This window comes from Campylobacter sp. TTU_617 (genome assembly GCF_016599045.1).
GTDB lineage: Bacteria > Campylobacterota > Campylobacteria > Campylobacterales > Campylobacteraceae > Campylobacter_D.
In genome coordinates this window covers 116,612-140,886 of record NZ_JAENKV010000001.1, presented here as the reverse complement: position 1 = coordinate 140,886, position 24,275 = coordinate 116,612, and the positions used below count along the sequence as shown (strand labels likewise).

The following is a 24,275-nucleotide window of genomic DNA, read 5'->3' as shown; positions in this document are numbered from 1 at the left end:
ATTTAAGTTAAAATTTTTAAGGAAAAAAATGATTTATGAACACATAAAGCCTTTAATTTTTAAATTAGATCCAGAATGTGCCCATAATTTGGTTGAATACTCTTTAAGGAGTCTTAATACCATTTTTCCGGGTGCGCTTAGTTTTTTAGCTAATCGCTTTATAATTCAAGATGAAAGTTTAAGTCAGAATTTATTAGGTCTTCAATTTAGCAATCCTGTTGGTTTGGCTGGAGGTTTTGATAAAAATGCAACCATGATAAGACCTTTGAGTGCTTTAGGATTTGGTTTTTTAGAATTTGGAACTTTTACACCTAAAGCACAAGAAGGTAATGAAAAACCAAGAGTATTTCGATTAGTAAAGCAAGAAAGCATACAAAATGCCATGGGTTTTAATAATAAAGGCTCTAAAGAGATTTATTCAAATTTAATTAAAATTTATCCTTTTATTTTGCCTTTGGGTGCTAATATAGGAAAAAATAAAAATAGCGAAAATGCATTAGAAGATTATTTTGTTTTATTAAAAGAATTTAAAGATTTATGTGATTATTTTATTATTAATATTTCTTCACCTAATACTAAAAATTTAAGATCTTTACAAAATCATAGTTTTTTAAATGATTTATTAAGTGAAGCAAAAAAGATTACCCAAAAACCAATTTTAATTAAAATAGCTCCTGATTTAGAAATACCTTTAGCTATTGATTTATGTAAAAAAGCTATAGAAAAAGGTGTTAATGGATTTATAATTGCAAATACAAGTACTGATTATTCTTTACTTGATAATGGTAGAACTTTTGGAGGAATTAGCGGCAAGCTTATACAAGAAAAGAGCAGTAAATTTTTTAAAGAATTAGCCAAAGAGCTTTTTTCTCATACTCTTTTAATTTCTTGTGGAGGAATTGATAGTGGCAGGGAAGCTTATGAGCGTATTAAAAATGGCGCCCATTTGATTCAAGTTTTTACAGCGCTTATTTATAAAGGCCCATCTCTTGTTAGGAATATCAATCAAGAATTGCTTACTTTATTAAGAGAGGATGGTTTTATGCATATTAGCGAAGCAGTTGGAGTAAATATTAAATGATTGATTTTAAAAAAATAAGTCTAAAAAATAAACTTGAAGTCTATGCATTACCTGTAAATAAGAATAGCGAAGTTATTAGTGTTGATATTTTTTATAAAGTAGGCTCTAGAAACGAATTTATAGGTAAAAGCGGTATCGCACATATGCTTGAGCATTTAAATTTTAAAAGTACTAAAAATTTAAAAGCTGGAGAATTTGATGAAATTATCAAAGGATTTGGTGGTGTAGATAATGCTAGTACAGGTTTTGATTATACGCATTATTATATTAAATGTGCTAAAAAAAATTTAAATAAAGCTTTAGAGCTTTTTGCAGAATTAATGCAAAATTTAACTTTAAAAGATGAAGAGTTTCAACCGGAGAGAAAAGTTGTTTTAGAAGAACGTAGATGGAGAACAGATAATAATCCTTTAGGATATTTGTATTTTAGACTTTTTAATCATGCTTTTATTTATCATCCTTATCATTGGACTCCTATTGGGTTTTTAAGAGATATTGAAAATTGGACAATAGAAGATATTAGAGAATTTCACAAGACTTATTATCAGCCTAAAAATGCTATTTTACTTGTAAGCGGTGATATTGATAGCAAAGAAGTTTTTAATCAGGCTAAAAAATATTTTGAAAATATAAAAAATACAAAAATTATTCCAAAGATTTATATGAAAGAACCAAAACAAGATGGTCCCAAAAGAATAGTTCTTAAAAAAAATTCTCAAACCCAAATTCTTGCCATCGGTTTTAAAATTCCTAATTTTAAACATAAAGATATTCCAGCTCTTAATGCTTTAGCTGAACTTTTGGGTAATGGGAAAAGTTCTTTAATGAATGAAATTCTTGTAGATAAATTAAATTTAATCAATGATTATTACGCTTTTGTTAATGATACCATTGATGAAAATTTATTTATTTTTATTTGCAATTGTAATTTAAATATCAAAGCTGAACAAGTTGAGAAGGAATTGTGGAAAATTATTAATAATATAAAAAATGGGGAAATTTCAATAAAAGATTTAGAAAAAATAAAAAATAATACTAAAAGTGATTTTATATTTTCGCTTAGCACTGCAACTGAAGTCTCAAATCTTTTTGGTTCTTATTTGGCAAGAGGAGATTTAAAACCTCTTTTAAATTATGAAACAGATATTGAAAATTTAACTATAGATGATTTAATAAAGTGTGCTAAAAAATATTTTAATGATAATAATTCTACCACAATGATCTTAAGGAAAAAATGATGAATTTAATCGGAGCAATGACTGCTTTAATCACCCCTTTTAAAAATGGTAAAATTGATGAACAAAATTATATCAAACTTATCAAAAGACAAATTAATAACGGTATAGATGTTTTAGTTCCAGTAGGAACAACAGGAGAAAGTGCAACTTTAACCCATAATGAGCATAAAACTTGTATAGAGCTTGCTGTTGCAACGTGTAAAAATACTTCTGTTAAAGTTTTAGCAGGTGCAGGAAGCAATGCTACTCACGAAGCTATCGATTTAGCTAAATTTGCACAAAAATGTGGAGCTGATGGTATTTTAAGTGTTACACCTTATTACAACAAGCCAACCCAAAAAGGACTTTATGAACATTATAAAAATATAGCAAATAGTATAGAAATTCCTATGTTACTATATAATGTTCCAAGTAGAACAGGCTGTGAAATTGTAACAGATACTATAATAAAGCTTTTTAAAGATTGTGATAATATTTTCGGCGTAAAAGAGGCTAGTGGAAATATTGAAAAATGCGTTGATCTATTGGCTAATGAGCCAGATATTGTTTTAATTAGCGGTGATGATGTTATTAATTATCCTATCCTTGCTAATGGAGGTAAAGGTGTTATTTCTGTAAGTTCAAATTTATTACCTGATCAAATTTCTTTGTTAACTCATGAAGCTTTAAAAGGTAATTATAATTTAGCTAAGGAAATTAATGATAAACTTTATAATATAAATAAAGTGTTATTTTGTGAGAGTAATCCTATCCCTATTAAAACAGCAATGTTTATTATGGGGCTTATAGATTCTTTAGAATTTCGTTTACCTCTTTGCTCTCCAAGTAATGAAAATTTTAAAAAAATTGAAAATATATTAAAAAATTATAACATTAAAGGATTTTGATGAATAATGAATTTTTAGGAAAAACTTTAGTAATTAGTGGCGGAACAAGAGGTATAGGAAAAGCTATCGTATATGAATTTGCAAAAATGGGCGTAAATGTAGCTTTTACTTATAATTCTAATGCTGAATTAGCTAAAGATATAGTAAAAGATTTAGAAGATAATTTCAATATCAAAGCTAGAGCTTATGAATTTAATATTTTAGAGCCAGAAACTTATAAAGAACTTTTTGAAAAAATTGATCAAGATTTTGATAGGGTAGATTTTTTTATTTCCAATGCTATTATTTCTGGACGTGCAGTAGTTGGTGGATATACTAAATTTATGAAACTTAAACCAAGAGGAATCAATAATATCTTTACAGCAACTGTCAATGCTTTTGTTGTTGGCTCTCAAGAAGCTGCTAAAAGAATGGAGAAAGTAGGGGGAGGAAGTATTATTTCTATCTCATCAACTGGAAATTTAGTTTATATAGAAAATTATGCAGGGCATGGCACTGCAAAGGCTGCAGTAGAAGCTATGGCAAGATATGCTGCTACCGAATTAGGAGAAAAAAATATACGCGTAAATGTAGTAAGCGGTGGTCCAATAGAAACAGATGCTTTAAGGGCTTTTACAAATTATGAAGAAGTAAAACAAGCCACAATTAATCTAAGCCCTTTAAATCGTATGGGACAGCCAGAAGATTTAGCTGGTGCATGTTTATTTCTTTGTTCATCTAAAGCAAGTTGGGTAAGTGGTCATACTTTTATTGTAGATGGTGGAACTACTTTTAAATGATAAAATAAATTATAAAATTTATTTTTGTTTACACTTTTTTTATATAGTAAGCTTCATTTATTAAAAGAAAGGTTTATTTATGAAAAAAGTATTTTTATATTTTTTAATGATAATTTCATCATTGATTTTATCAGCTTGTTTTGATTCTAATAATACAAATTCTTTGGAGCAAATTAAAAAGAATGGCTTTGTAAGAATAGGGGTTTTTGGAGATAAACCTCCCTTTGGTTATATAGATGAAAAAGGTGAAAATCAAGGTTATGATGTTTATTTTGCTAAGCGTATTGCCAAAGAGCTTTTTGGTGATGAAAATAAAGTTCATTTTGTTCTTGTTGAAGCAGCTAATCGTGTTGAGTTTTTAAAATCTAATAAAGTTGATATTATATTGGCAAATTTTACTAAAACACCCCAAAGAGAAGAACAAGTTGATTTTGCCTTGCCTTATATGAAAGTTTCTCTTGGAGTAGTCGTGCCTAAAGATTCTACTATATCTAAAATTGAAGATTTAAATGATAAAACTTTATTGCTCAATAAAGGCACAACAGCTGATGCATATTTTACAGAAAATTATCCTAATATTAGAACTTTAAAATATGATCAAAATACAGAAACTTTTGCTGCTTTGCTTGATAAAAGGGGAGATGCCTTAAGTCATGATAATACTCTGCTTTTTGCTTGGGTTAAAAATCATCCTGATTTTAAAATGGCGATTAAGGACTTAGGCAATCATGATGTAATAGCTCCAGCTGTTAAAAAAGGTGATATACAGTTAAAAGAATTTCTTGATAATTTAATTATAAAGCTTTCTAATGAGCAGTTTTTTCACAAAGACTATGAAGCAACACTTAAAGATCATTTTTCAAGTGATATAAGCGCTGAAGATGTTGTTATAGAGGGTGGAAAAATTTAATTTTTAATGAAAAATAAAAAAATAAAAAATATTGTTTATGCCTCTTTAGGAGGCATTTTAGAATTTTATGATTTCATTTTATTTGTTTTTTTTCTTGATATCTTTATTAAAATTTTTTTTCCTCCTCAAGATGAATCTTTTTTAAAATTCAGCTCTTATTTGTTATTTGGTATTGCTTATTTAATACGCCCTTTGGGTGCTATTTTTATGGGGCATTTTGGTGATAAAGTAGGGCGTAAAAAAATCTTTTATATAAGTATGCTTTTGATGATTCTGCCTAATTTTGTTATTGCTTTTTTACCTAATTATGAAAGCATAGGAATTATAGCACCCATTATTTTGTTTTTTATGAGAATTTTACAAGGTTTAGCAATAGGTGCTGAAGTGAGTGGTTCTTGGGTGTTTGTAAGTGAGTTTGTTAGAGGTAGGCAAATACCCTTAGCTTTAGGTTTTATTTCTATGACTTTGACATTTGGTTTATTGTTGGGTGGTTTAACATTTATTATTTTAAAAAATACTTTTAGTGAAAATGATTTAGAATCTTATGCTTGGAGAATTCCTTTTATTATAAGTGCAATATTTGGATTTTTAGCACTTTTTTTAAGAAAACATCTTGATGAAACTCCTATTTTTGAGAAAATAAAAAAGAATAATCAAATTTTAAAATTTCCTCTTAAACAAGCTTTTAAAACCCATAAAACTAGTATGCTTGTTTGTTTTTTAATGAGCGTAGTATTAACAAGTGCTATTGCAACTTTAATGATATTGCCAAAATATTTTCATAAAGTTTTATCTCTAAATAACATGGAAGCTCTTTATATCCAAAATTGGGCAATTTTTATTTTGATGATGGGATCATTGATACAAGGAATTTTGGCTAAATTTTTTGGATCTTATAAAATTTGTATTATATTTAGCTTAATGTTTATTGTATTTTCTTTATCATTTTCTTTATATAATGATTATTTTATTTTATTTTATTTTTTAGCTTGTTTTTCTCAAGGGATTGTAACTTTTGCACCTGTGTTTATGACTCAAATTTTTAAAAATGAATTAAAATTTAGTGGTCTTTCTTTTGCTTATAATATTTCTTATGCTATTTTAAGTTTTATAACCCCTTTTATAGTAGATTTATTTTTTAATACTTATTTAAAATTTTATTTTATTTTTGTAGGTTCTAGTGCCTTAGTTTGTGTGTTTTTATTAAAATATTTTCTTGCAAAAAATGCAAGAAATATATTTTAATTATTGATAATTTTTTAAAAGTTCAAAAACAATTTTTGATATTCTTTCAACTGAAGCAAGTTCGCATCTTTCGTCTGTAGAATGTGGATTATATATATTTGGTCCTATAGAACAACATAAAATTTTTTGTTTTTTTTCGATAATCCCGCATTCTAAACCTGCGTGTATTGCTGAAATTTTAATATTTTTATTTTCTTTTTTAAATATTTTTAATAAGTTATCGCTAAGCTCATTTTCTTTTCCTTCCCATGGTGGATAAAAATTAAAAGATCGGGCTTTAAAATTAAAGGCTTCAAAAAGTGTTAAAGTTTCAAATTCAACTTGTTTTAAATCTTCTAATAAATTTGATCTTGCAAAAAGACTAATTCTTATTTCTTGTTCACTCATTTTTAAAATAGCTAAATTAATACTTGTTTGAACTATATCTAATGTTTTATTAAAGCTTCTAACTCCTTGAGAAAAAGAAATTAAAACGTTAAGTAAAATATCAGATTTTAAACATATTTTTTCTTTTCTTTCTTCTATAAATTGACAATGAATATATTTATTTGACTTAACATCATTATCAAATAATACTAAAGCTTTTGCATATTTTGGTATAGAATTTACTCTTTCTCCGCCTTCAAAATTTATAATTTTTCCTTTATTTTCTTTAATAAAACGAGCCATTTCCTTTATGGAGCTTTTTGGATTATCAATAATATCAATGCCAGAATGACCCCCATTAAAATTTATTGCACTTAGTTCATAAACTTTTCCAAAATATTCTTTTGTTTCATATTCTAAAAAAGCTTCAATATCTACTCCGCCAGCACAACCTATAATGATTTCATTCTCATTTTCGTGATCTAGATTTAAAAGCATTTTAGAATGAAGTTTATGTTCTAAATCATTAACCCCCATAAGTCCAACTTCTTCATTATTAGTAAAAAGACATTCTAAATTTGAAAATTTTTGCATTGCTTCTAGCATTATAGCTATCCCGATGCCATTATCAGCTCCTAAAGATGAATCTTTAGCTTTTAAATAACCATTATCTTCATAAACTTCTATTTTTGGGGCATTTCCCATACAGACCATATCATAATGACTTTGTAAACAAATTTTAGGATCGCCTTTGATGCAGTGAATATTACCAGCTAAATCAATATTTACTTTAAAGTTTTTTTCTTTGGCATAAGCATTTAAAAAATCTCTCATTTGATTTGTTTCATAGCTACAATGCGGTATTTCACATAATTTTTTAAAATTTTTTATGATATTTTGCATTTTAACTCCTTTTGTTAGATAAAATTATACATAATTTTTATTTTTTGGGTTTAAAATGAGATTAAATATTGAAAAAATATTAAATTTAAGAAAAATTTTAAGTGATCCTAAGAAATTTTTTTCTTTTTTAATTTTGATATTTATATTAATTTTTATAGAGAGTTTTATAGCACAAACAAAATCTTTTGATGCAAAAGTTATAAAAGTTATAGATGGAGATACTATAGAAGTTTTAAATTTAAAAGGGGATAAAAATAAAATAAGACTTTTCGGAATTGATGCTCCAGAACTTAAACAAAAATTTGGAATAGAAGCTAAAAATTATCTTAGATCAATAATTCAAGATAAGAAGGTTAAAATAATTTATAAAGATAAAGATATTTATGATAGAATTTTAGCAATTGTAGAATTTGATAATTTAGATATTAATCAAATAATGGTTTCTAAAGGTTTTGCTTGGTCATATAGTTTTTATAGTGATATTTATACAAAAGATCAAAAATTCGCACAAAAAAATCATTTAGGTCTTTGGGAAGATAAAAATCCTATAGAACCTTATAAATGGAGAAAACAAAATAAATTTTAATTTTTGGACAATAAATATGATGAGATATATAATTTTTTTTATACTTGTATTATTTTCTGGATGTTTTGTAAATGAAAGAGGAATTTCAAATAGGTATTATAGTGATTGTAAGGAATACTATGATGCAAGCGGAATTTACCATAAAGAATGTCCTAATAATTGGGTTGATCTTCCCTTGGATCCAAAATAACTATTTTCCCATTGAAGCCATTAATGTTGCAGCCATTGCTTCTGGGTTTGCATTTGCACTAGTTTCTTTTTCATTTGCCTTAGCTTCTTGTTTTATTGTACTAGAAGGAGGTCTTTTGAGTTTAAATATATGATCATCCATAGTAACAATTTGTAAATTTGCTTCAAAGACTTTAATTTCACTCACATATCCTATAATTTTAACTTCTCTTTTTTTAGATGAATCATCAAAAAGAGCATGAGCTTCAAGTTCTAAAATATCTCCTAGTTTTAAAGGGGCATAAAAAAAGCATTTTGAACCTATTAGAACAGAATATTCTTTGTTTATAGCAGCTTGTGCAACATAATTTGCTGCAGAAAAAACAAACGCATCAAATATAAGTCCTTGATTATCTACTATCATTTCTGGAGAGGTAATTAAGATTGATTTTGCATAGTTTTTTGAAAGTTCAATAATGGTCCCAGAAAGAGAATTGTTTAAATCAGGACATGTTACAAGTTCTGTTTTAATGCGTGATATGTCTTCTTGTGATGCATATTCTTCTAATTGAGCATACTCTTCAAAATTATCTTTTTTTGCCATTATCAGACCTTTAATTTTACATAAATTCTTCTAGGTGACTCATAACCTTCATAAGTTAAATTACGATTGTTTGGATCTAAAAAATTTTCCAAAGAATAAGAGTCAATCCACTCTGTTTTTCTTTGTTCATTTTTAGTTGTTTTTTTAATAGCCAAAATTTCAAATTCTTTAAATCCAGCACGTTCGCACCAATTTCTTAGACCTAATATCGACGGAATGAAAAAAATATTTGATATTCTAGAATAAGTTTTTCTAGGAATTAAAGCAACCTCCCTTTTGTCTTTAATAAACATAGTATCTAAAAATACAATTCCATCTTTGTTAAGACTTTGTTTTAATTGTTTTAGCATTTTAACGGGATCACTGCGGTGATAAATCACACCTAGACAAAAAATAACATCAAATTTATGATGATAGTTTGGTAAATCTTCAACTCCTAAAAGTTCAAATTTAATATCTGTTTTAGCTAAAGCGTTAATAAGCTCAAATTGTAATTTGTATTTTATAGAAGGATCAAAACCTACAATCTTTTTTGGATTGTATTTTAACATTTTAAACATATAATAACCATTGTTACATCCAACATCTGCAACAACTTTATCTTCAATATCTTTCATGAAAGGTTTTAATATATTAAATTTTATAAAACTTTGCCATTCAGAATCTATAAAAAGGTCATCAATTTTAAAAGGACCTTTTCTCCAGGGTTTTAATTCTATTGCAATCTGTTTAATTTGCTCTTTTACTTTTTGATTTGTTTTTATGTTTATGCTTCTTGTAGTAAAAAATTTGGAATTTAAGTTTAATTTTTTAATTTTTTGTATTGAAGCATATAAATGATTTTTTTTCAATTGTTTTTCTAAGGATTTTGTTTTCATGACATTCCTTATATAAAAAGAAAAGGCTATAAAAGAATTTGGGATTTATAGGCAAATCCCAAGAATAATTTAAAAATTATTTATCTCTAAGTTTAAGTTCATTAATAAGTTTTATATAACTATTATGATCTTTTCTCTTAAGGTAGGATAAAAGCCTTTTTCTTTGTCCTACAAGTTTTAAAAGACCTAAACGTGAAGAGAAATCTTTTTTGTAGATTTTTAAATGTTCAGTTAATTCTGAAATTCTAGCACTTAAAAGTGCAACTTGAACTTCTGTAGAGCCTGTATCTCCTGATTTTTTAGCAAATTTAGCAATAATTTCTGCTTTTTTAGCCGAATCTAAAGCCATTTTGACCTCCTGATTGGTATATTTAAAACTGGTATTATACCTATAAAATCAAAAAATAAACTGAATTTATTAAATATATATTAAAATATTTATTGAAAATTAATATCATTTTTATAAAAAATTTAGAAAAATAGTATATAATTTTTTAATAATTATTATCATTATTTTAATTAAGGAAATTTTTGTTTAGTTGTTTTATAAAACTAAGAGTTTTATTATCAATGCTTTTTATTTTATCTATAATAAGTATTTTTATAGGAGTAAAAGATATTTCTTTATTTTCTTTAGATAAGGAAGATTTAGAACTTTTATTCATAACAAGAATTCCAAGAATTATAGCTATTATTATCACAGGAATGAGTTTGGGAATTTGTGGTCTTATTATGCAACAAATTACTCAAAATAAATTTGTTTCACCAACTACCGCTGGAACTATGGATTGTGCAAGATTTGGAATTTTGATTTCATTAATATTTTTTCATACTTATTCTTTTTTATTTCAAACTTTAATAGCTTGTATTTTTACTATGCTTGGAAGTTTTGTTTTTATACAAATTTTAAGAAATATAAAATTTAAAGATAGTATTTTTATTCCTCTCGTAGGTTTAATGTTTGGTGGAATTATTAGTTCTTTAACAACATTTTTTGCCTATAGTTTAAATTATATTCAAAATATTCAAGGTTGGTTACAAGGAAGTTTTGCCAATGTTATGCAAGGAAACTATGAGTTAATTTATATAAGTTTGCCTTTATTGATAATTGCGTATATATTTGCTAATAAAATTACTATTGTGGGTATGGGAAAAGAAGTATGTATTAATCTAGGCGTTTCTTATAATTTTATTCTTAGTATAGGTTTATTTATCGTTTCAGTTATTACTTCAGTAATCGTTTTAACTGTTGGAGTTATACCTTTTTTAGGTCTTATTATACCTAATATTATTTCTATTTATAAAGGAGATAATCTTAAAAAAAATCTTAGCTATATTGCATTAAGTGGAGCTTTGTTTTTACTTATATGTGATATTTTTGCAAGAATAATTATTTTTCCTTTTGAAATGCCAATTAGTATAGTAGCTGGAGCTCTTGGATCTTTGATATTTATTTGGATTTTATTAAAGAGAAAAAATGATTAAAAAAATATATTTTTTAATTTTTATTACTTTACTTAGCGTAGGTATTTATTTATTTAGTTTTATAGGAGAATTTAGCGACTATGCTTTAAAAAATCGTAGTTTGCAAGTTATTTCGATTATCATTGTTGGTATATGTATTGCTGTTTCAAGTATTATTTTTCAAACCATTAGTAATAATAAAATTCTTACACCAAGCATTATAGGACTTGATTCTTTATATATGCTTTTACAATCTTGTTTAATCTTTATCCTAGGTTCTACAAATTTAATTGTATATAAAGAAAATATTAATTTCTTAATTTCTTTATTTTGTATGATAATCTTTTCTTTACTTTTATATAAGCTTCTTTTTAAAAATGAAAGAAATATTTATTTAATTATGCTTTTAGGAATTATTTTTGGAACATTTTTTTCTACTTTGGGAACTTTTTTTGAAGTTTTAATTGATCCTGATGAGTTTATGATTATCCAAGGAAGAATGTTTGCTAGTTTTGATAATATTGCAATTGATGTTTTATTTTTAGCAAGTATTATTACATTAATTAGTATTATTTTTGTTATTAAATATTTAAAATTTTTAGATCCATTAATTTTGGGTAAAGACTTAAGTATCAATTTAGGAATTAATTATCATAGAACTATAAAGCATCTTATGATAATTATAGCTATATTAACTTCTATAAGTACAGCTTTAGTCGGTCCTATCACGTTTTTAGGGCTTTTAGTGTGTAATATCACTTATGAACTCTTTAAGACTTCTAAGCATAAATTTTTACTCCTAGCTTGTTCTTTAATTGCAATAATATTTTTAGTTATAGGTATCTTTTTTGTTTCAAGAGTTTTTGAATACAACACAACTATAAGCGTGATTATAAATTTCATTGGTGGAATATATTTTTTATATCTTGTTTTTAAGGGTAATAAATTATGATAGAGTTAAAAAATATAAGTAAAAGTTATAATAAAAAAAGCATAGTTTCAAATTTAAATTTAACTTTTCCTAAAAATAAACTTATTTCATTAATTGGTGCTAATGGAGCTGGTAAAAGTACTATACTTTCTCTTATTAGTCGTTTGATGAAACCTGATAACGGTGAAATATATATTGATAATAAAAATATTAATTCTTATAAAGAAAATATATTAGCCCAAAAAATTTCCATTCTTAAACAACAAAATAATTTAAATTTGAGATTAAGTGTTGAAGAGTTGGTATCTTTTGGTCGTTTTCCTTATTCTCAAGGAAGACTTAATTTACAAGATAAAGAAAAAATCAATGAAGCCTTAAATTACACAGGGCTTTATGAAATAAAAGATAAATACTTAGACACTTTAAGCGGTGGACAAAAACAAAGAGCTTTTATAGCAATGATTATCGCTCAAGATACTGAATTTATTTTATTTGATGAGCCTTTAAATAATCTTGATATGAAGCATTGTGTTCAGATTATGAATTTGATGAAAAATTTAATTAGAGATTTTAATAAATCTATCATAGTTGTTTTGCACGATATTAATTTTGCTTCAATTTATTCTGATGAAATTCTTGCTTTAAAAGATGGAAAGGTTGTTAAATTTGATCATACAGAAAAGATTATTGATAGTGAAATTTTAAAAGAAGTTTATGATATGGAAATTCCTTTAATGGAATTTAAAAATAAAAAAATATGTCTTTATTTTTAATTTATTTTTAAGGAGAAAATATGAAAAAGAAAAATATTTTACTATTTTTTTGTTTGTTTTTATGGTTTGGTTTTAGTGGCTGTTCAAATGATAAGGCTAAAGATAACAATGAGAATGCTTTAACTATTACTCCTATAAGCATAATCGATGAGGGAGATTTTTTTTTAATTAAGCATTCTTTGGGTGAAAGTAAGGTTGTTAAAAATCCTTCAAAGGTTGTAATTTTAGATTTTGGTTCCTTAGATACTTTTGATTCTTTAAATTTAAATGATAAAGTTGTTGGAGTTCCTATTAAAAATTTACCTACTTATTTGAAGCAATATGATGATAAAAATAATATAGGCGGTGTTCAACAAGTAGATTTAGAGGCTATTAATGCATTAAAACCAGATTTAATCATTATTTCAGGACGTCAAACTAGATTTTATGATAAATTAAATCAAATTGCACCTACTATATATTTTGGTATAGACAATACTGATTTTTTATCTTCTTTTGAAAATAATGTCTTAAGCATTGCAAAACTTTATAATAAAGAAGAAGAAGCAAAAAATAAAATATCACAAATAAAAGAAGAAATTTCGGAAATAAAAAGTAAAATCAATAAAGATAAAAAAGCCCTGATAGTACTTACTAATTCTAATAAAATTTCAGCTTTTGGATCTTCTTCGAGATTTGGTCTAATACATGATATTTTAGGTATTGAACCTGTGGATAAATCTTTAAAAGTTGGCACACATGGTAAGAGTATTAACTCAGAATATATTTTAGAGAAGAATCCAGATTTTATTTTTGTTATTGATAGAAATGTTATTGTTGGAAATCAAGCAAAAGCTAAAGATATTTTAAATAATGCCTTGATTTTAAAAACCAAGGCAGCACAAAATAATAAAATTATTTATCTTGATCCACAATATTGGTATCTTTCAGGCGGCGGGCTTGAATCTTTAGAAGTTATGATTCAAGAAGTAGCTAAAGCATTAAATTAATCTTACTAATTTAATAAAATTTATTATTTAGCTGATAAACTATGATATAATTTTTATAATTACGAGCTAAATTGATTATAAAAGAAGGTAATTATGAATTCATATCTTAGTTTAAATATTATTAATCCATCTGCTTCTTTTAAAATCACTAAGGCTTATATTAAAGAAAGTTTGGAAGATTTATTTGTTTGTGAATGTGAAGGTTATATTGAAATTTTAGAAGAAGATTTGATTAATAATCAAAATACAAATTTTTATCCTAATTCTTTAATTGATCAAGAGGCTCATTTTATTATCAAAAATCCTTATGAAAATAAAACAATTAATTTTACACATAAAGAAAATAAAATTTATAAGGGTATTATTTCTTATGTTAATTATTTGGGTTTAAGTAATGAAAGCGCCAATAATATAGTTAATTCAGAAATAAAACATCTTTCTTACAAGCATTTTTTTAAATTTACTCTTACTTCTGTATTAGCCAGAATGTCTTTTAATAGAGCAAATAGAATCTATACAGATTTAAGTATTTTAGAGGTTATTAGGATCACTTTAGAATTTTATCAAGGAAAGTTTATTAATAAAGAAATTGATTTTTCAAAACTTAAGCATAATTATTCTAAAAAAGAACTTATTGTCCAATACAATGAAAGCGATTTAAAATTTATTACACGACTTGCTCATAATAACGGCATATATTTTTACGAGGATGATGAAAAAATTTATTTTTGCGATGTTTTTGTGGCATCTAAGCATCAAAACATTCAATTTAATTCCAATATTAATAATATTTTAAATGAACCTTGTATTTATTCTTTTATAAAAGAAAGTTCTATTTTTCCCAACCAATTTACCTATTCGAGCGCAAATGCTAACTATCCTTTAAATTTAAATTCTTTAAATTTAAACATAGTAGATCAAAAAAATAAAAGTTCGCAATATTATAATGAACATATTTATGAAAGCGCCAATTCTTTTACAGAAGATATAGACTTAAAAACCCCTATTTATTTAAAAGAAAGAAGATATAAGCTTTTAGGTGAAAGTTTTAAAGCAAAAAGCAATATTTACAATTTATTTTTAAATGATAGTATCAATATAAATTTTAACCCTTCATTTACAAGAGACCTAAAAAGCGAAAAAAAAGATTTTGTTATTATAAAATTAGAGCAATATTTAGTTGATGATGCAATTTTGGCTAATTCTATAAATACAAATGATAAGCAAGAAATTAAAGATTTGCAATTTACAAAATCTTATTTTAATATAATCACTTTTTTACCAAGCCATATAACATATACACCAAGTTTTAAGCCAAAACCTAAAGCACCTAGTCAAACAAAAGGAATAGTTATAGGTCAAAATAATGAAATTTCAAATGAAAGTAATTTAATTTTTACAGATAAATATGGTCGAGTAAAAGTAAGATTTGATGCTTTTATTAATCAAGAAGCAATTGATAAAAAAGAAAATTTATATCATCATAGCTGCTTTCTAAGAATAAGTTCCCCTATAGCCTCAAGTCATTCTGGGTTTTTTAGGATACCAAGAGTTGGAGATGAGGTATTAATTTCATTTTTGGAAAATGATATCGATAAGCCTTTTGTAAGTGGAAGTTTTTATAATGAAAATAATGCTTTACCACTTTATTCTTATCCTAAATTTAAAAGAGAAATTGCTAATAATACTTTAAATTATTTAAAACAAATTCCATTAATGAGATATGAAGGATTACCTGAGCTTAATATACAAGAAAATAAAGATTATGCCTTAAATTATACAAATAATCATTTTTTAACTATATCTAATTCAACCTTGGGGCAAGAAAATTTAAAATCTTATGAGAGAAATGAATTAACTTTTAAAAATGAAGCTGGAAAAGAAGAAATTTATCTTTTAGCACAAAAAGATTATAAAGAAGAAATTACCAACAATCGTGAGCAAGTTATAAAAAACAATAAAACTTCAGAAATTGGTGGTTTGTTTAGTGAATTTATTATTTTAGGACATATGCAAAATATTGCTGGTTTTAAAAATGTTAATGTTGGAGCAGAATATTTAGAAAATACTTTACTTTCAAAAGATACCAATGTAGGGCTTAGTAATACTTTAAATGTAGGTGTAACTCATAAAGTTAATATAGGTCAGGATTGTGAAGAATATATAGGTAATGATAAAAAAGTAGAGATAAAGAATAATTTTGAAAAAGATATTTCAAATGATTATATACAAAGAGTAGGAAATAATAAAAATGAAACGATTGAAGGTTCTTATACTCTTAGGGTTAAAGATGGCATAAAAATAGACTCTTCTAAAGATATAGTTTTATTAAGCAAGGAAAATTTACAAATTCAAGCTGAAGATTCTTTAGGTTTTAGAACGGATAAAAATTGTTCTTTTAATGCTGATTTTGTTAATTTTTTGGCTAATGAAGAAAATATTATAGTCGCAAAGAAAAAAGCTGTAACACAAATAGAAAGTGGTTCTGCAATTATTCATACTAAAAAAGAAGTTATTATAAAAGTAGATGGGGTAGAGGTAATTATAGATTCTAATGGACTTAGAATCAAAGGCGGAGATTTAAGAATTGAATAAATAGGAAATATTTATGCCTGAACTTATAAAATTTAATGATATTGTTTTTTTGGTTAAAGAATTTCGAAAAGTTTTTATATTGTCAAATTGTAAACTTGCTTTTTATGAACCTAAGCATTTTTTAGTTAAAGAAAAAGAAATACAAGTAAAAGAACCTTCACAAAAAAGAAAAAAAGGAAAAAATGCAGATTTAAAAAAAATAAAAGAATTAGAATTTAATAAAAAAGATGGAAGTAGTATTTTTTTAAAAGAGATGGAACTTTATAAGCAAGATTCTATAGAGGTTAAAGACGATGCAAATATAGATATAGATTTTAAAGATATTGCTAAATATGAAAAAAATATAGACTCTCAAATAAATGATGCATCATTAAATCATAATTTTGAAGAAAAAAAGCTAGGTAATTTAAAATCAAGATTTGATGAAGGTGATGAATTTGATATTTTTTATGATAGATACACTAAAGAAGAAAAAGAAATTAGAAGTTTTGAAATAAAAGATGGTAAAGTTACTATTCCTGCTAGTTTTTTAACAGAACAATTTGAAAAAGGTATTAGAAGTTTAGTTGTGAGATTAATTCCTAAACAAAAAAATAAAAGAGGTTTTGTTTTTGATCCTATTCCTTTAGAAGATAGGGCTATTATTTTAACAGAGCTTAGGAAAATAAAAGAAAAAACATTAACCTTTCAAAGAAAAATAGCTCAAATTCAAAATGATGCTTTAAATCTTCAAAGTCCAAAAGAATTTTTAGCTGTTTTAAATGGAGAAGAAAATCTTTCACAAGAAGAGATTAAAAAGCAACAAAGAGAAGGTATATTAATTTATGCTAAAAAAAGACAAGAGGAACTTTTTGATAGCATTAATAAAGATAAAATTTATAATGTAGATATGCTAAAAAAAGTAATAAGTAAGAAAAAATTTAAAAGTGCAAGAGAGAGTTCTCAAATGGGAAAATATGAGTATGCTAAAAGTTTTGATAAAAAAATAAAAGATTATGAAGAAAAAAAGGAATCCAAAACCCAAAAAAAAGTTAAAAAATTTAAAAGTAATTCCTTAAAAGAAAAAAATCCCAATCCAAAAGACATAGGAGAATTAGGCGAATATGCAGCTTCTATGCTATTTAGTAAAGGATCTACAAGATATATTTCAAATAGAAGAAAATTTGATGCAAATTTTAATCAAAATAGTTACAACTTTACCATTCCTGATTTTTTAGTTGTAGTAAATGATAAAAGAAGTATTATAGAAGTTAAAAATGTTCAAAAACAAGATTTAACAGAGCAAATAAGTTTTGAATTAAAACTTGCACAAGAATACGAGCTTGATTATATATTTTTGTGTAATCATTATACAAAATTAAGTGATAGTATAGCTATTGATAAAGAAAAAAATGAAAAAATCATTAACAAGCTAAAAAAAGAAAATCCTAATTTTTCTTTTTTAAATCTTAGAGTTTTTATAAAAGGAGATTTGGGAAGTAGAAAAGGTTTTATTTATCATAGACATATGCATAGAAGTATAAAAACTATTTTTAAAGAACTTTATTTAGATCATTTAAAAAATAATGCTCCAAATAAAATAGTAATTAAAAGACTAAATTTAAACGATCCATTAAGCATAGAAGATGAGCTAAATAAAGATCAACAATTGCAAATACCAAGATAAGGAGTATGTGTGAGCATTAAAGAAATATCTAAACGAGAATTAGAGGCTAGAGAAAGAATTAGTGCTCTAAGCGATAAAGAAATAGATGATTTAAGAGATGAGCTTTGTGATTTGGTTTTTGCAAATGATTTTGAAAAAACAGTCAATTTCTTAAAAGATTATCCTATAAAGCAAAGTTTTTATGAATTATTATGCGAAGAAGAGGGTATAAAAACTCCTTTATTCTTTTGTGACAATACTCTTGCTAATGCCGCTGCTGGATCTATAGAGCAAGGAAAAGATACGAAATTATTAGATTATCTTATAGATATTTGTGGCATAAATCCTAATTTTAAATTTGAACATACAAAAGATAATTATAATGCTTTAACTTTTTATATGGATCAAATAGGGCTTGATGAAAAAGTGATAAAATATTTTATTCAAAAAGGAGCAACATTTAATGTTTTTAATCACTTAGGAGATAGTATTTTGCATGATTGGGCTATAAGAGGAGAAATTGATGAAATAAAACTTGCATTAAAATATGGAGCAAACTTAGAAATACAAAGTCAGATTTATCAAAAATTTAATGAAAAATCTAAAGAATATGAAGAAGAATTTTATTTTGCAGGATCAACCCCTTTAATGTCTATTGTAGAAAGCAATGATGAGCAAAATTATAATACTATAAAAGTTTTATTAGAACTTGGAGCAAATCCAAATCATGTGCGTTGGCCAAGATTAACTTCTATAATAGAGGTTTGTCAAATTTCTAAAGTCAAAAAAATTCTATTAGAATTTGGAGCTAAAAGTCAAAAGAAAATGGAAAATGAAATCTTTAAATTTCAAGATGAATATATAAAAAATAAAGGCATTAAAGAAGAGGATTTAACACGTGAAGATATGATGAATATAGCTAGAATAATCAATGATAAATTTATTAAAGAAATTAAAAATAAAAGTTAATTATTGATGAAATATTTAGAAGAATTTCAAACAAGTAATCAAATTTCTTTTTTGTTTTTTTCAAAAAATTCTTTTAGTGATGATAAGAATCTCAAGGCTTGGAGTTTAGATTCTCATCGCTTTGATATGAAAGAATGGTTTGACTTTAAAAATCAAAATTTAGGAAAGTTTTATAATATTAATTTAGAAAAAATATTAAATACTTTAATGAAATTAAATTCATATTTTAGCATTGATAAATTTAAGGGTATTAATTTACATAAAGAGGATGATTTTTTTAGTTTTAATGAAAAAGCTTATATTAAAATTTATGATAGATTATGTCAAGATCAAAGCAAATTTAATCTTTACAAAAAATTTCAAAATAAATACTTAAAAATAGGGAGTTTATATAATTTTTCTCCCCATTTTCCTTTTTGGAATGCCAATGGAAAAAATTTTTCTCAAAGTGAAATTAATACTTTCATTTTAGAGAGAAATTTACCTCCATTTTTTAATTCAAGTGATATTTATTTTAATTCTTGTTTGGCGTTAAATTATAATATTACACAGCAATTACTTGACTATCTTATTGAAAATTATGATGCAAAATTTAAAAATAATTTTTTTCATAAAAATAACAATGACCAAATAAGCAATAAAAATAAAATTTTAGAAGAACTTAAAGATATATTTTTATTACTTTGCAATGGAATGAATGCTGATTATGCTTTTATGGATTTTACTTATTTTTTTTCTGGATATGATTACACTATTAATTCTAAAAATAATATCTTAAATCCTTATTTGCAAAATTTTAAAGATATTATTTATAAGGATACAATGATTGATACTATTAATGAATATGGAAAAAATTTTTTCATTAATTATTATTCTAAAGAAATATTATCTTTATTGGATAAAGATGATCTTTTAGAAGCTAGAATGAATATTCTTATTAAAAATTATCAACAAGATTTAAATGATATAGATTCCAAAGGCATACTTTCTCAAAAATATGAAAGTGATTTTATTAAATTAGTTCCTTTTGTAGAGTGGGAAGATTATGTTTATGAGGGAGATATTTTACAATTATATGAAAAAGAAGATGAGCAGATAAAAAAATACTGGGAAAAATTTCTTTTTAAAAATACTTTAAAAGCTTTGCCTTTAGAATGGGATTGTTCTATAAATGAAAAACTTATTTGGGTTAATGATAGTGATTTATTCCAAGCTTTAAATGCACATAAAATTTTACACCAAAATTAAAAATTATTTTTGATTAGGATTTGGTAAGGTTGCATTTGAACTACCAAGATTTTGATTATTAGGAGTATTTATAGGTGTGTCTATTTGTTTTAAAAGTTCTATAGTGTTATTAAATTCAAAACTTTCTTCAGGATTTTGTCCTAGAAAATTTTGCATAAATTCTTTTTTGGCTATAGCTTCATCAAGTTCTTTGTCGCTTCCTTTTTGATAAGCTCCAATGCGGAGTAAAACTTCATTTTCTTTAAGTAGTGAATTTAATCTTTTAAATTTTCTTGCTAAAAGCTTATGTTCATTTGTGATTATATCACCCATAACCCTTGAAGCTGAATTTTGTATATTAATGGGAGGATAGATACCAAAATCAGTTAATTCTCTACTTAATACTATATGTCCATCAAGTATAGATCTGCTTTGATCAGCTATAGGATCACTCATATCATCTCCATCAACAAGAACGGTAAAAAAAGCCGTTATTGTGCCTTTGCCTTCTTCTTTTCCAGCTCTTTCCATAAGTTGGGGTAATAAACTTAAAACACTTGGAGGATAACCTTTAGTTGTAGGTGGTTCTCCTAATGCTAAACCAATTTCTCTTTGTGCCATAGCAAAACGTGTTACACTATCCATAATAAAAAGAACATCTTTTCCTTGTTCTTTAAAATATTCTGCTACACTCATAGCACAAAAGGCTCCATATTTTCTCATTAGAGCACTATCATCACTTGTTGCAACGATTATAACTGTATCATCTAATTTTCCACCTAAGTTTTTTTGGATGAATTCAGGAATTTCACGCCCTCTTTCTCCAATAAGAGCTACAACTTTTATAGGAGCCTTAGAGTTTTTAACTATCATACCCATAAGAGTAGATTTACCAACACCACTTCCTGCAAAAATCCCTAATTTTTGTCCTACTCCGCAAGTTAAAAGCGCATCAATAGTTTTAACTCCAACAGGAAAAACTTCTTCTATAAGTCCTCTTTTCATTGCATCAATAGGAGCTCTCATTATAGGCATAAATTTACTTGCCTCAATAGCACCTTTACCATCTTTAGGTCTCATAAAAGGATCTACAACGCGTCCTAAAAGTTCATCGCTTACCCCAATTTGCATTCCTGCATCACTTAAAAATGCACGATCTCCTATTTTAAAACCTTCTATAAAGCTAAAAGGACTCAAATAGCTAAATTTATCTTTAATTTCTACCACCATAGCCAAAGTTTGGAGTTGTTCATTTTCATTTGAGACAAGTTTTATAATATCCCCAATCCCAGTTTTTAGTCCTTTAATCTCTATACTTGTAGCAGAAATTTTTGTAATTTCTCCAAAGATGGAATTTAAATTTTCATTTTTTAGTTTTTGTCTTAATTTATTAAGTTCCATTAAAATCTTACTTGCTTTGGAGAATTAATTAAAGAAAAAAATTCTTTTCTTGTTTTTTCGTTTTTTAAAAATAAACCCCTTAAAGCTGAAGTGCTAGTAATTGAATTTGCTTTTTGAATCCCGCGCATTTCTATACACATATGTCTTGCTTCTATTACAACGCCAACGCCTTTTGCTCCAACTCCATCCATAAGAGCATCTGCAATTTGTTCTGTGAGTTGTTCTTGAATTTGAAGTCTTCTAGCAAACATTTCTACCAAACGTGGGATTTTGCTAAGACCTACAACTTTTTTATCAGGTATATAAGCTACGCTTACTCTACCAAAAAAAGGTAAAAGATGATGTTCACAAAGGCTATAAAATTCTATATCTTTCACTAAAACCATTTCATTATTAGAACTTTCGAATAGGGCATTGTTTAAAATGTCATTAATATTTTCATTATAACCCTTACTTAAAAATTCATAGGCCTTAAAAACTCTTGTTGGAGTCTTTAAAAGACCTTCTCTTTTTGGGTCTTCTCCTATAATTTCTAGCATAGTTGCAACACAATTTTCAAATTTTTTTTGCAATTTTTTCTCCAAAATAGTTAAAATAATAAATAATTCAGTCTAAATTTAAATATAATATTATCATAAATATATTGAAATTTTTATGCAAGTAATAAGGAAAAATTTGTTATATTTCAATAATTAACTTTTTATTTTTGAAGGAAAAACTATGGAAATTAAAGCAAAGCAATTAGATTCTGTTAATGCAATTGCTAATGTAAAAATCCCTTTAGGAAGCATTAAAAATGAAGTTCAAAATCTCGCAAAAAAAGCTTCTAAAAATATTAAAATGGATGGGTTTAGACCAGGACATGTTCCAGTTAGCGCTGTACTTAAACGTTATGAAAAAGAATTAATGAAAGATGCTGAGCAAAATCTTTTTAAATACGCTGTTGATAGTGCTTTAAAGGAATTAAAAAAAGAAAATAAAGAACTTATTGGTAATCCATATTTTGAAAAATTTGATAGAAAAGATGGAGAAATTGAAGCTGAATTAATGCTTTCATTTAAACCTATTATAAAACTTGATGGTTATGAAAAATTAATACCAGAGTATCAAACTCCAAAAGTAAGCAAAAAAGAGATTGAAGATAAAAAAGCAGAACTTTTAAAAAGATTTGCGACCCCAGAAGCAATTAAAACAAAAAGAGCTTTAAAAGAAGGCGATTTTGCTAAATTCGATTTTGAAGGTTTTATAGATGATAAAGCTTTTGATGGTGGTAAAGCTCAAGATTATGTTTTGGAAATTGGTTCTAAGCAATTTATTCCAGGATTTGAAGAGGGTATGATAGGATTAAAAGCAGGAGAAGAAAAAGACATAAAAGTTACTTTTCCAAAAGATTATGGTGCTGCTAATTTAGCGGGAAAAGAGGCTATTTTTAAAGTAAAACTTCACGAAATTCAAGAATTAAATATACCAAAACTTGATGAAAAAAGTCTCAAAACTCTTCTTCCTAATGAAAAAGAACCAACAGAAGAATTACTTGATGAAAAATTAAAAGAACAAATTAAAAATGAAAAACTTTTTAAATTGGTTAATGATGAATTAAAGGCTAAATTTGCTGATGCCTTGATCGAAAAATTTGAATTTGATTTGCCAAAAGGCATTGTAGAACAAGAAATAGATATGCAATTTAGAAATGCTTTTTCGAATTTTAATGAAAAAGAAATAGAAGAGCTTAGAAATAATAAAGAAAAATATAAAGAAAAAAGAGATAGCTTTAAAGAGGATGCTGAAAAAAGTGTTAAACTTACTTTTATTATCGATGAACTTTCAAAGATTAGAAAAATTGAAGTAAGTGATCAAGAACTTATTCAAGCTGTCTATTTTGAAGCCTATCGTTATGGTATGAATCCTAAAGAGCATTTAGAAAATTATAAAAAACAAGGTGCTTTACCTGCTGTTAAAATGGCTTTAATTGAGGAAAAACTTTTTAGTGATATTTTTATGCCAAAAAATAATAAAAAAACAAAAAAAGAGGTTGAAAAATAATGAGTCTTTATATACCTTATGTTATTGAAAAAACAAGCAGAGGTGAAAGAAGCTATGATATTTATTCTAGACTTTTAAAAGATAGAATCGTTATGCTTGGTGGAGAAATTAATGATGATTTGGCTTCTTCTATAGTTGCGCAACTTCTTTTTTTGGAAGCTGAGGATCCTCAAAAAGATATTTATCTTTATATTAATTCTCCAGGAGGAGTAATAACAAGTGGATTTAGTATTTATGATACTATGAATTATATAAAGCCTGATATCTGTACTATTTGCATAGGACAAGCTGCTTCTATGGGTGCATTTTTGCTAAGTTGTGGAACAGAGGGAAAACGTTTTGCTTTGCCAAATTCAAGAATTATGATACATCAGCCTTTGGGTGGAGCTAGAGGACAAGCGAGCGATATTGAAATTCAAGCAAAAGAAATTTTAAGATTAAAGTCAATTCTTAACGAGATTTTAGCTAAAAATACTAAGCAAAAATTAGCTAAAATCGTCAAAGACACTGAGAGAGACTTTTTTATGAGTTCAAACGAAGCTAAAGAATATGGACTTATTGATAAAGTTTTAGAAAAGAAAATTTAAGGTGTT

Annotated in this window: 24 protein-coding genes; 18 read left to right on the top strand and 6 right to left on the bottom strand. The window is 25.8% G+C overall.

Annotated features, from left to right (window positions below; translation table 11 throughout):
• Nucleotides 1–28: 28 nt before the first annotated feature.
• The 6 genes from GQV94_RS00680 (at nucleotide 29) to GQV94_RS00655 (ending at nucleotide 6,140) form a co-directional block, all read left to right on the top strand.
• Nucleotides 29–1,081: a quinone-dependent dihydroorotate dehydrogenase gene (locus GQV94_RS00680; protein ID WP_200169068.1), complete on the top strand. Its 1,053-nt coding sequence runs from the start codon at nucleotides 29–31 to the stop codon at nucleotides 1,079–1,081.
• A complete protein-coding gene (locus GQV94_RS00675; RefSeq protein ID WP_200169067.1) occupies nucleotides 1,078–2,319 on the top strand; it encodes a M16 family metallopeptidase in 1,242 nt (413 codons plus the stop codon). The genes GQV94_RS00680 and GQV94_RS00675 overlap by 4 nt, the downstream gene beginning before the upstream one ends.
• Nucleotides 2,316–3,206 (top strand): 4-hydroxy-tetrahydrodipicolinate synthase, encoded by an 891-nt coding sequence (gene dapA / locus GQV94_RS00670; RefSeq protein WP_234126248.1) that lies wholly within the window; start codon nucleotides 2,316–2,318, stop codon nucleotides 3,204–3,206. The genes GQV94_RS00675 and dapA overlap by 4 nt, the downstream gene beginning before the upstream one ends.
• Nucleotides 3,206–3,985 (top strand): enoyl-ACP reductase, encoded by a 780-nt coding sequence (locus GQV94_RS00665; protein ID WP_200169066.1) that lies wholly within the window; start codon nucleotides 3,206–3,208, stop codon nucleotides 3,983–3,985. The genes dapA and GQV94_RS00665 overlap by 1 nt, the downstream gene beginning before the upstream one ends.
• A gap of 79 nt (nucleotides 3,986–4,064) precedes the next feature.
• Nucleotides 4,065–4,895 (top strand): cysteine ABC transporter substrate-binding protein, encoded by an 831-nt coding sequence (locus tag GQV94_RS00660; protein WP_200169065.1) that lies wholly within the window; start codon nucleotides 4,065–4,067, stop codon nucleotides 4,893–4,895.
• A 6-nt stretch (nucleotides 4,896–4,901) separates the two neighbouring features.
• Nucleotides 4,902–6,140 (top strand): MFS transporter, encoded by a 1,239-nt coding sequence (locus GQV94_RS00655; RefSeq protein WP_200169064.1) that lies wholly within the window; start codon nucleotides 4,902–4,904, stop codon nucleotides 6,138–6,140.
• On the opposite strand, the gene GQV94_RS00650 is transcribed toward GQV94_RS00655, so the two are convergent.
• Entirely contained in the window at nucleotides 6,141–7,409 is a 1,269-nt protein-coding gene (locus GQV94_RS00650) for a M20/M25/M40 family metallo-hydrolase (protein WP_200169063.1), read from the bottom strand. It lies immediately after the preceding gene.
• 55 nt (nucleotides 7,410–7,464) lie between these two features.
• Here GQV94_RS00650 and GQV94_RS00645 point away from each other — a divergent pair, with 55 nt between their 5' ends.
• Together GQV94_RS00645 and GQV94_RS00640 are read left to right on the top strand one after the other, a co-directional pair.
• The gene (locus GQV94_RS00645; RefSeq protein ID WP_200169062.1) at nucleotides 7,465–7,995 is read left to right on the top strand and encodes a thermonuclease family protein; all 531 of its coding nucleotides are present in this window, start codon (nucleotides 7,465–7,467) and stop codon (nucleotides 7,993–7,995) included.
• A 16-nt stretch (nucleotides 7,996–8,011) separates the two neighbouring features.
• Nucleotides 8,012–8,185, top strand: a complete 174-nt coding sequence (locus tag GQV94_RS00640) for a hypothetical protein (protein WP_200217294.1) — start codon at nucleotides 8,012–8,014, stop codon at nucleotides 8,183–8,185.
• On the opposite strand, the gene GQV94_RS00635 is transcribed toward GQV94_RS00640, so the two are convergent.
• From GQV94_RS00635 to rpsO, 3 genes are all read right to left on the bottom strand, one after another.
• Nucleotides 8,186–8,767 (bottom strand): hypothetical protein, encoded by a 582-nt coding sequence (locus tag GQV94_RS00635; RefSeq protein ID WP_200169061.1) that lies wholly within the window; start codon nucleotides 8,765–8,767, stop codon nucleotides 8,186–8,188. It abuts the gene before it with no gap.
• 2 nt (nucleotides 8,768–8,769) lie between these two features.
• Nucleotides 8,770–9,645 carry a tRNA 5-methoxyuridine(34)/uridine 5-oxyacetic acid(34) synthase CmoB gene (gene cmoB, locus GQV94_RS00630; protein ID WP_200169060.1) on the bottom strand — a complete coding sequence of 292 codons (876 nt, stop codon included), beginning with the start codon at nucleotides 9,643–9,645 and terminating at the stop codon, nucleotides 8,770–8,772.
• Nucleotides 9,646–9,721: 76 nt separating this feature from the next.
• Entirely contained in the window at nucleotides 9,722–9,994 is a 273-nt protein-coding gene (gene rpsO, locus GQV94_RS00625; protein ID WP_131163377.1) for a 30S ribosomal protein S15, read from the bottom strand.
• Between the two features lie 221 nt (nucleotides 9,995–10,215).
• Here rpsO and ceuB point away from each other — a divergent pair, with 221 nt between their 5' ends.
• From ceuB to GQV94_RS00585, 8 genes are all read left to right on the top strand, one after another.
• Nucleotides 10,216–11,130 carry an enterochelin ABC transporter permease CeuB gene (gene ceuB / locus GQV94_RS00620; RefSeq protein WP_234126271.1) on the top strand — a complete coding sequence of 305 codons (915 nt, stop codon included), beginning with the start codon at nucleotides 10,216–10,218 and terminating at the stop codon, nucleotides 11,128–11,130.
• Nucleotides 11,123–12,061 carry an enterochelin ABC transporter permease CeuC gene (ceuC, locus tag GQV94_RS00615; RefSeq protein WP_200169059.1) on the top strand — a complete coding sequence of 313 codons (939 nt, stop codon included), beginning with the start codon at nucleotides 11,123–11,125 and terminating at the stop codon, nucleotides 12,059–12,061. Before ceuB ends, ceuC begins: the two co-directional genes overlap by 8 nt.
• Nucleotides 12,058–12,813, top strand: a complete 756-nt coding sequence (locus GQV94_RS00610) for an iron ABC transporter ATP-binding protein (protein WP_200169058.1) — start codon at nucleotides 12,058–12,060, stop codon at nucleotides 12,811–12,813. Before ceuC ends, GQV94_RS00610 begins: the two co-directional genes overlap by 4 nt.
• 20 nt (nucleotides 12,814–12,833) lie before the next feature.
• Entirely contained in the window at nucleotides 12,834–13,802 is a 969-nt protein-coding gene (locus GQV94_RS00605; RefSeq protein ID WP_200169057.1) for a siderophore ABC transporter substrate-binding protein, read from the top strand.
• Nucleotides 13,803–13,895: 93 nt separating this feature from the next.
• Complete coding sequence (locus GQV94_RS00600) at nucleotides 13,896–16,397, top strand: type VI secretion system Vgr family protein (protein WP_200169056.1); 2,502 nt, start codon at nucleotides 13,896–13,898, stop codon at nucleotides 16,395–16,397.
• 13 nt (nucleotides 16,398–16,410) lie between these two features.
• Nucleotides 16,411–18,063, top strand: a complete 1,653-nt coding sequence (locus tag GQV94_RS00595) for a putative toxin (protein WP_200169055.1) — start codon at nucleotides 16,411–16,413, stop codon at nucleotides 18,061–18,063.
• 9 nt (nucleotides 18,064–18,072) lie between these two features.
• The gene (locus tag GQV94_RS00590; protein ID WP_200169054.1) at nucleotides 18,073–19,011 is read left to right on the top strand and encodes an ankyrin repeat domain-containing protein; all 939 of its coding nucleotides are present in this window, start codon (nucleotides 18,073–18,075) and stop codon (nucleotides 19,009–19,011) included.
• Nucleotides 19,012–19,017: 6 nt separating this feature from the next.
• Entirely contained in the window at nucleotides 19,018–20,259 is a 1,242-nt protein-coding gene (locus GQV94_RS00585; protein WP_200169053.1) for a hypothetical protein, read from the top strand.
• Between the two features lie 3 nt (nucleotides 20,260–20,262).
• On the opposite strand, the gene fliI is transcribed toward GQV94_RS00585, so the two are convergent.
• Nucleotides 20,263–21,639 carry a flagellar protein export ATPase FliI gene (gene fliI / locus GQV94_RS00580; protein WP_200169052.1) on the bottom strand — a complete coding sequence of 459 codons (1,377 nt, stop codon included), beginning with the start codon at nucleotides 21,637–21,639 and terminating at the stop codon, nucleotides 20,263–20,265.
• Nucleotides 21,639–22,211, bottom strand: a complete 573-nt coding sequence (gene folE / locus GQV94_RS00575) for a GTP cyclohydrolase I FolE (RefSeq protein WP_200169051.1) — start codon at nucleotides 22,209–22,211, stop codon at nucleotides 21,639–21,641. The genes fliI and folE overlap by 1 nt, the downstream gene beginning before the upstream one ends.
• Before the next feature lie 148 nt (nucleotides 22,212–22,359).
• On the opposite strand from folE, the gene tig reads away from it, so the two are divergent.
• Both tig and clpP read left to right on the top strand, forming a co-directional pair.
• Entirely contained in the window at nucleotides 22,360–23,682 is a 1,323-nt protein-coding gene (tig, locus tag GQV94_RS00570; protein ID WP_200169050.1) for a trigger factor, read from the top strand.
• Nucleotides 23,682–24,269, top strand: coding sequence for an ATP-dependent Clp endopeptidase proteolytic subunit ClpP (clpP, locus tag GQV94_RS00565; protein WP_200169049.1), 588 nt, complete (start codon nucleotides 23,682–23,684; stop codon nucleotides 24,267–24,269). Before tig ends, clpP begins: the two co-directional genes overlap by 1 nt.
• Nucleotides 24,270–24,275 lie beyond the last annotated feature (6 nt).

What these genes read in the sequence shown, in the direction of transcription:
- GQV94_RS00585 (WP_200169053.1), top strand. Translation starts at nt 19,018, where the DNA reads ATGAAATATTTAGAAGAATTTCAAACAAGTAATCAAATTTCTTTTTTG.
- GQV94_RS00595 (WP_200169055.1), top strand. Translation starts at nt 16,411, where the DNA reads ATGCCTGAACTTATAAAATTTAATGATATTGTTTTTTTGGTTAAAGAA.
- GQV94_RS00650 (WP_200169063.1), bottom strand. Translation starts at nt 7,409, where the DNA reads ATGCAAAATATCATAAAAAATTTTAAAAAATTATGTGAAATACCGCAT.
- GQV94_RS00640 (WP_200217294.1), top strand. Translation starts at nt 8,012, where the DNA reads ATGATGAGATATATAATTTTTTTTATACTTGTATTATTTTCTGGATGT.
- rpsO (WP_131163377.1), bottom strand. Translation starts at nt 9,994, where the DNA reads ATGGCTTTAGATTCGGCTAAAAAAGCAGAAATTATTGCTAAATTTGCT.
- clpP (WP_200169049.1), top strand. Translation starts at nt 23,682, where the DNA reads ATGAGTCTTTATATACCTTATGTTATTGAAAAAACAAGCAGAGGTGAA.
- GQV94_RS00645 (WP_200169062.1), top strand. Translation starts at nt 7,465, where the DNA reads ATGAGATTAAATATTGAAAAAATATTAAATTTAAGAAAAATTTTAAGT.
- GQV94_RS00600 (WP_200169056.1), top strand. Translation starts at nt 13,896, where the DNA reads ATGAATTCATATCTTAGTTTAAATATTATTAATCCATCTGCTTCTTTT.
- GQV94_RS00680 (WP_200169068.1), top strand. Translation starts at nt 29, where the DNA reads ATGATTTATGAACACATAAAGCCTTTAATTTTTAAATTAGATCCAGAA.
- GQV94_RS00675 (WP_200169067.1), top strand. Translation starts at nt 1,078, where the DNA reads ATGATTGATTTTAAAAAAATAAGTCTAAAAAATAAACTTGAAGTCTAT.
- GQV94_RS00610 (WP_200169058.1), top strand. Translation starts at nt 12,058, where the DNA reads ATGATAGAGTTAAAAAATATAAGTAAAAGTTATAATAAAAAAAGCATA.
- GQV94_RS00665 (WP_200169066.1), top strand. Translation starts at nt 3,206, where the DNA reads ATGAATAATGAATTTTTAGGAAAAACTTTAGTAATTAGTGGCGGAACA.
- cmoB (WP_200169060.1), bottom strand. Translation starts at nt 9,645, where the DNA reads ATGAAAACAAAATCCTTAGAAAAACAATTGAAAAAAAATCATTTATAT.
- GQV94_RS00635 (WP_200169061.1), bottom strand. Translation starts at nt 8,767, where the DNA reads ATGGCAAAAAAAGATAATTTTGAAGAGTATGCTCAATTAGAAGAATAT.
- dapA (WP_234126248.1), top strand. Translation starts at nt 2,316, where the DNA reads ATGATGAATTTAATCGGAGCAATGACTGCTTTAATCACCCCTTTTAAA.
- GQV94_RS00655 (WP_200169064.1), top strand. Translation starts at nt 4,902, where the DNA reads ATGAAAAATAAAAAAATAAAAAATATTGTTTATGCCTCTTTAGGAGGC.
- ceuB (WP_234126271.1), top strand. Translation starts at nt 10,216, where the DNA reads ATGCTTTTTATTTTATCTATAATAAGTATTTTTATAGGAGTAAAAGAT.
- ceuC (WP_200169059.1), top strand. Translation starts at nt 11,123, where the DNA reads ATGATTAAAAAAATATATTTTTTAATTTTTATTACTTTACTTAGCGTA.
- GQV94_RS00660 (WP_200169065.1), top strand. Translation starts at nt 4,065, where the DNA reads ATGAAAAAAGTATTTTTATATTTTTTAATGATAATTTCATCATTGATT.
- GQV94_RS00605 (WP_200169057.1), top strand. Translation starts at nt 12,834, where the DNA reads ATGAAAAAGAAAAATATTTTACTATTTTTTTGTTTGTTTTTATGGTTT.
- fliI (WP_200169052.1), bottom strand. Translation starts at nt 21,639, where the DNA reads ATGGAACTTAATAAATTAAGACAAAAACTAAAAAATGAAAATTTAAAT.
- tig (WP_200169050.1), top strand. Translation starts at nt 22,360, where the DNA reads ATGGAAATTAAAGCAAAGCAATTAGATTCTGTTAATGCAATTGCTAAT.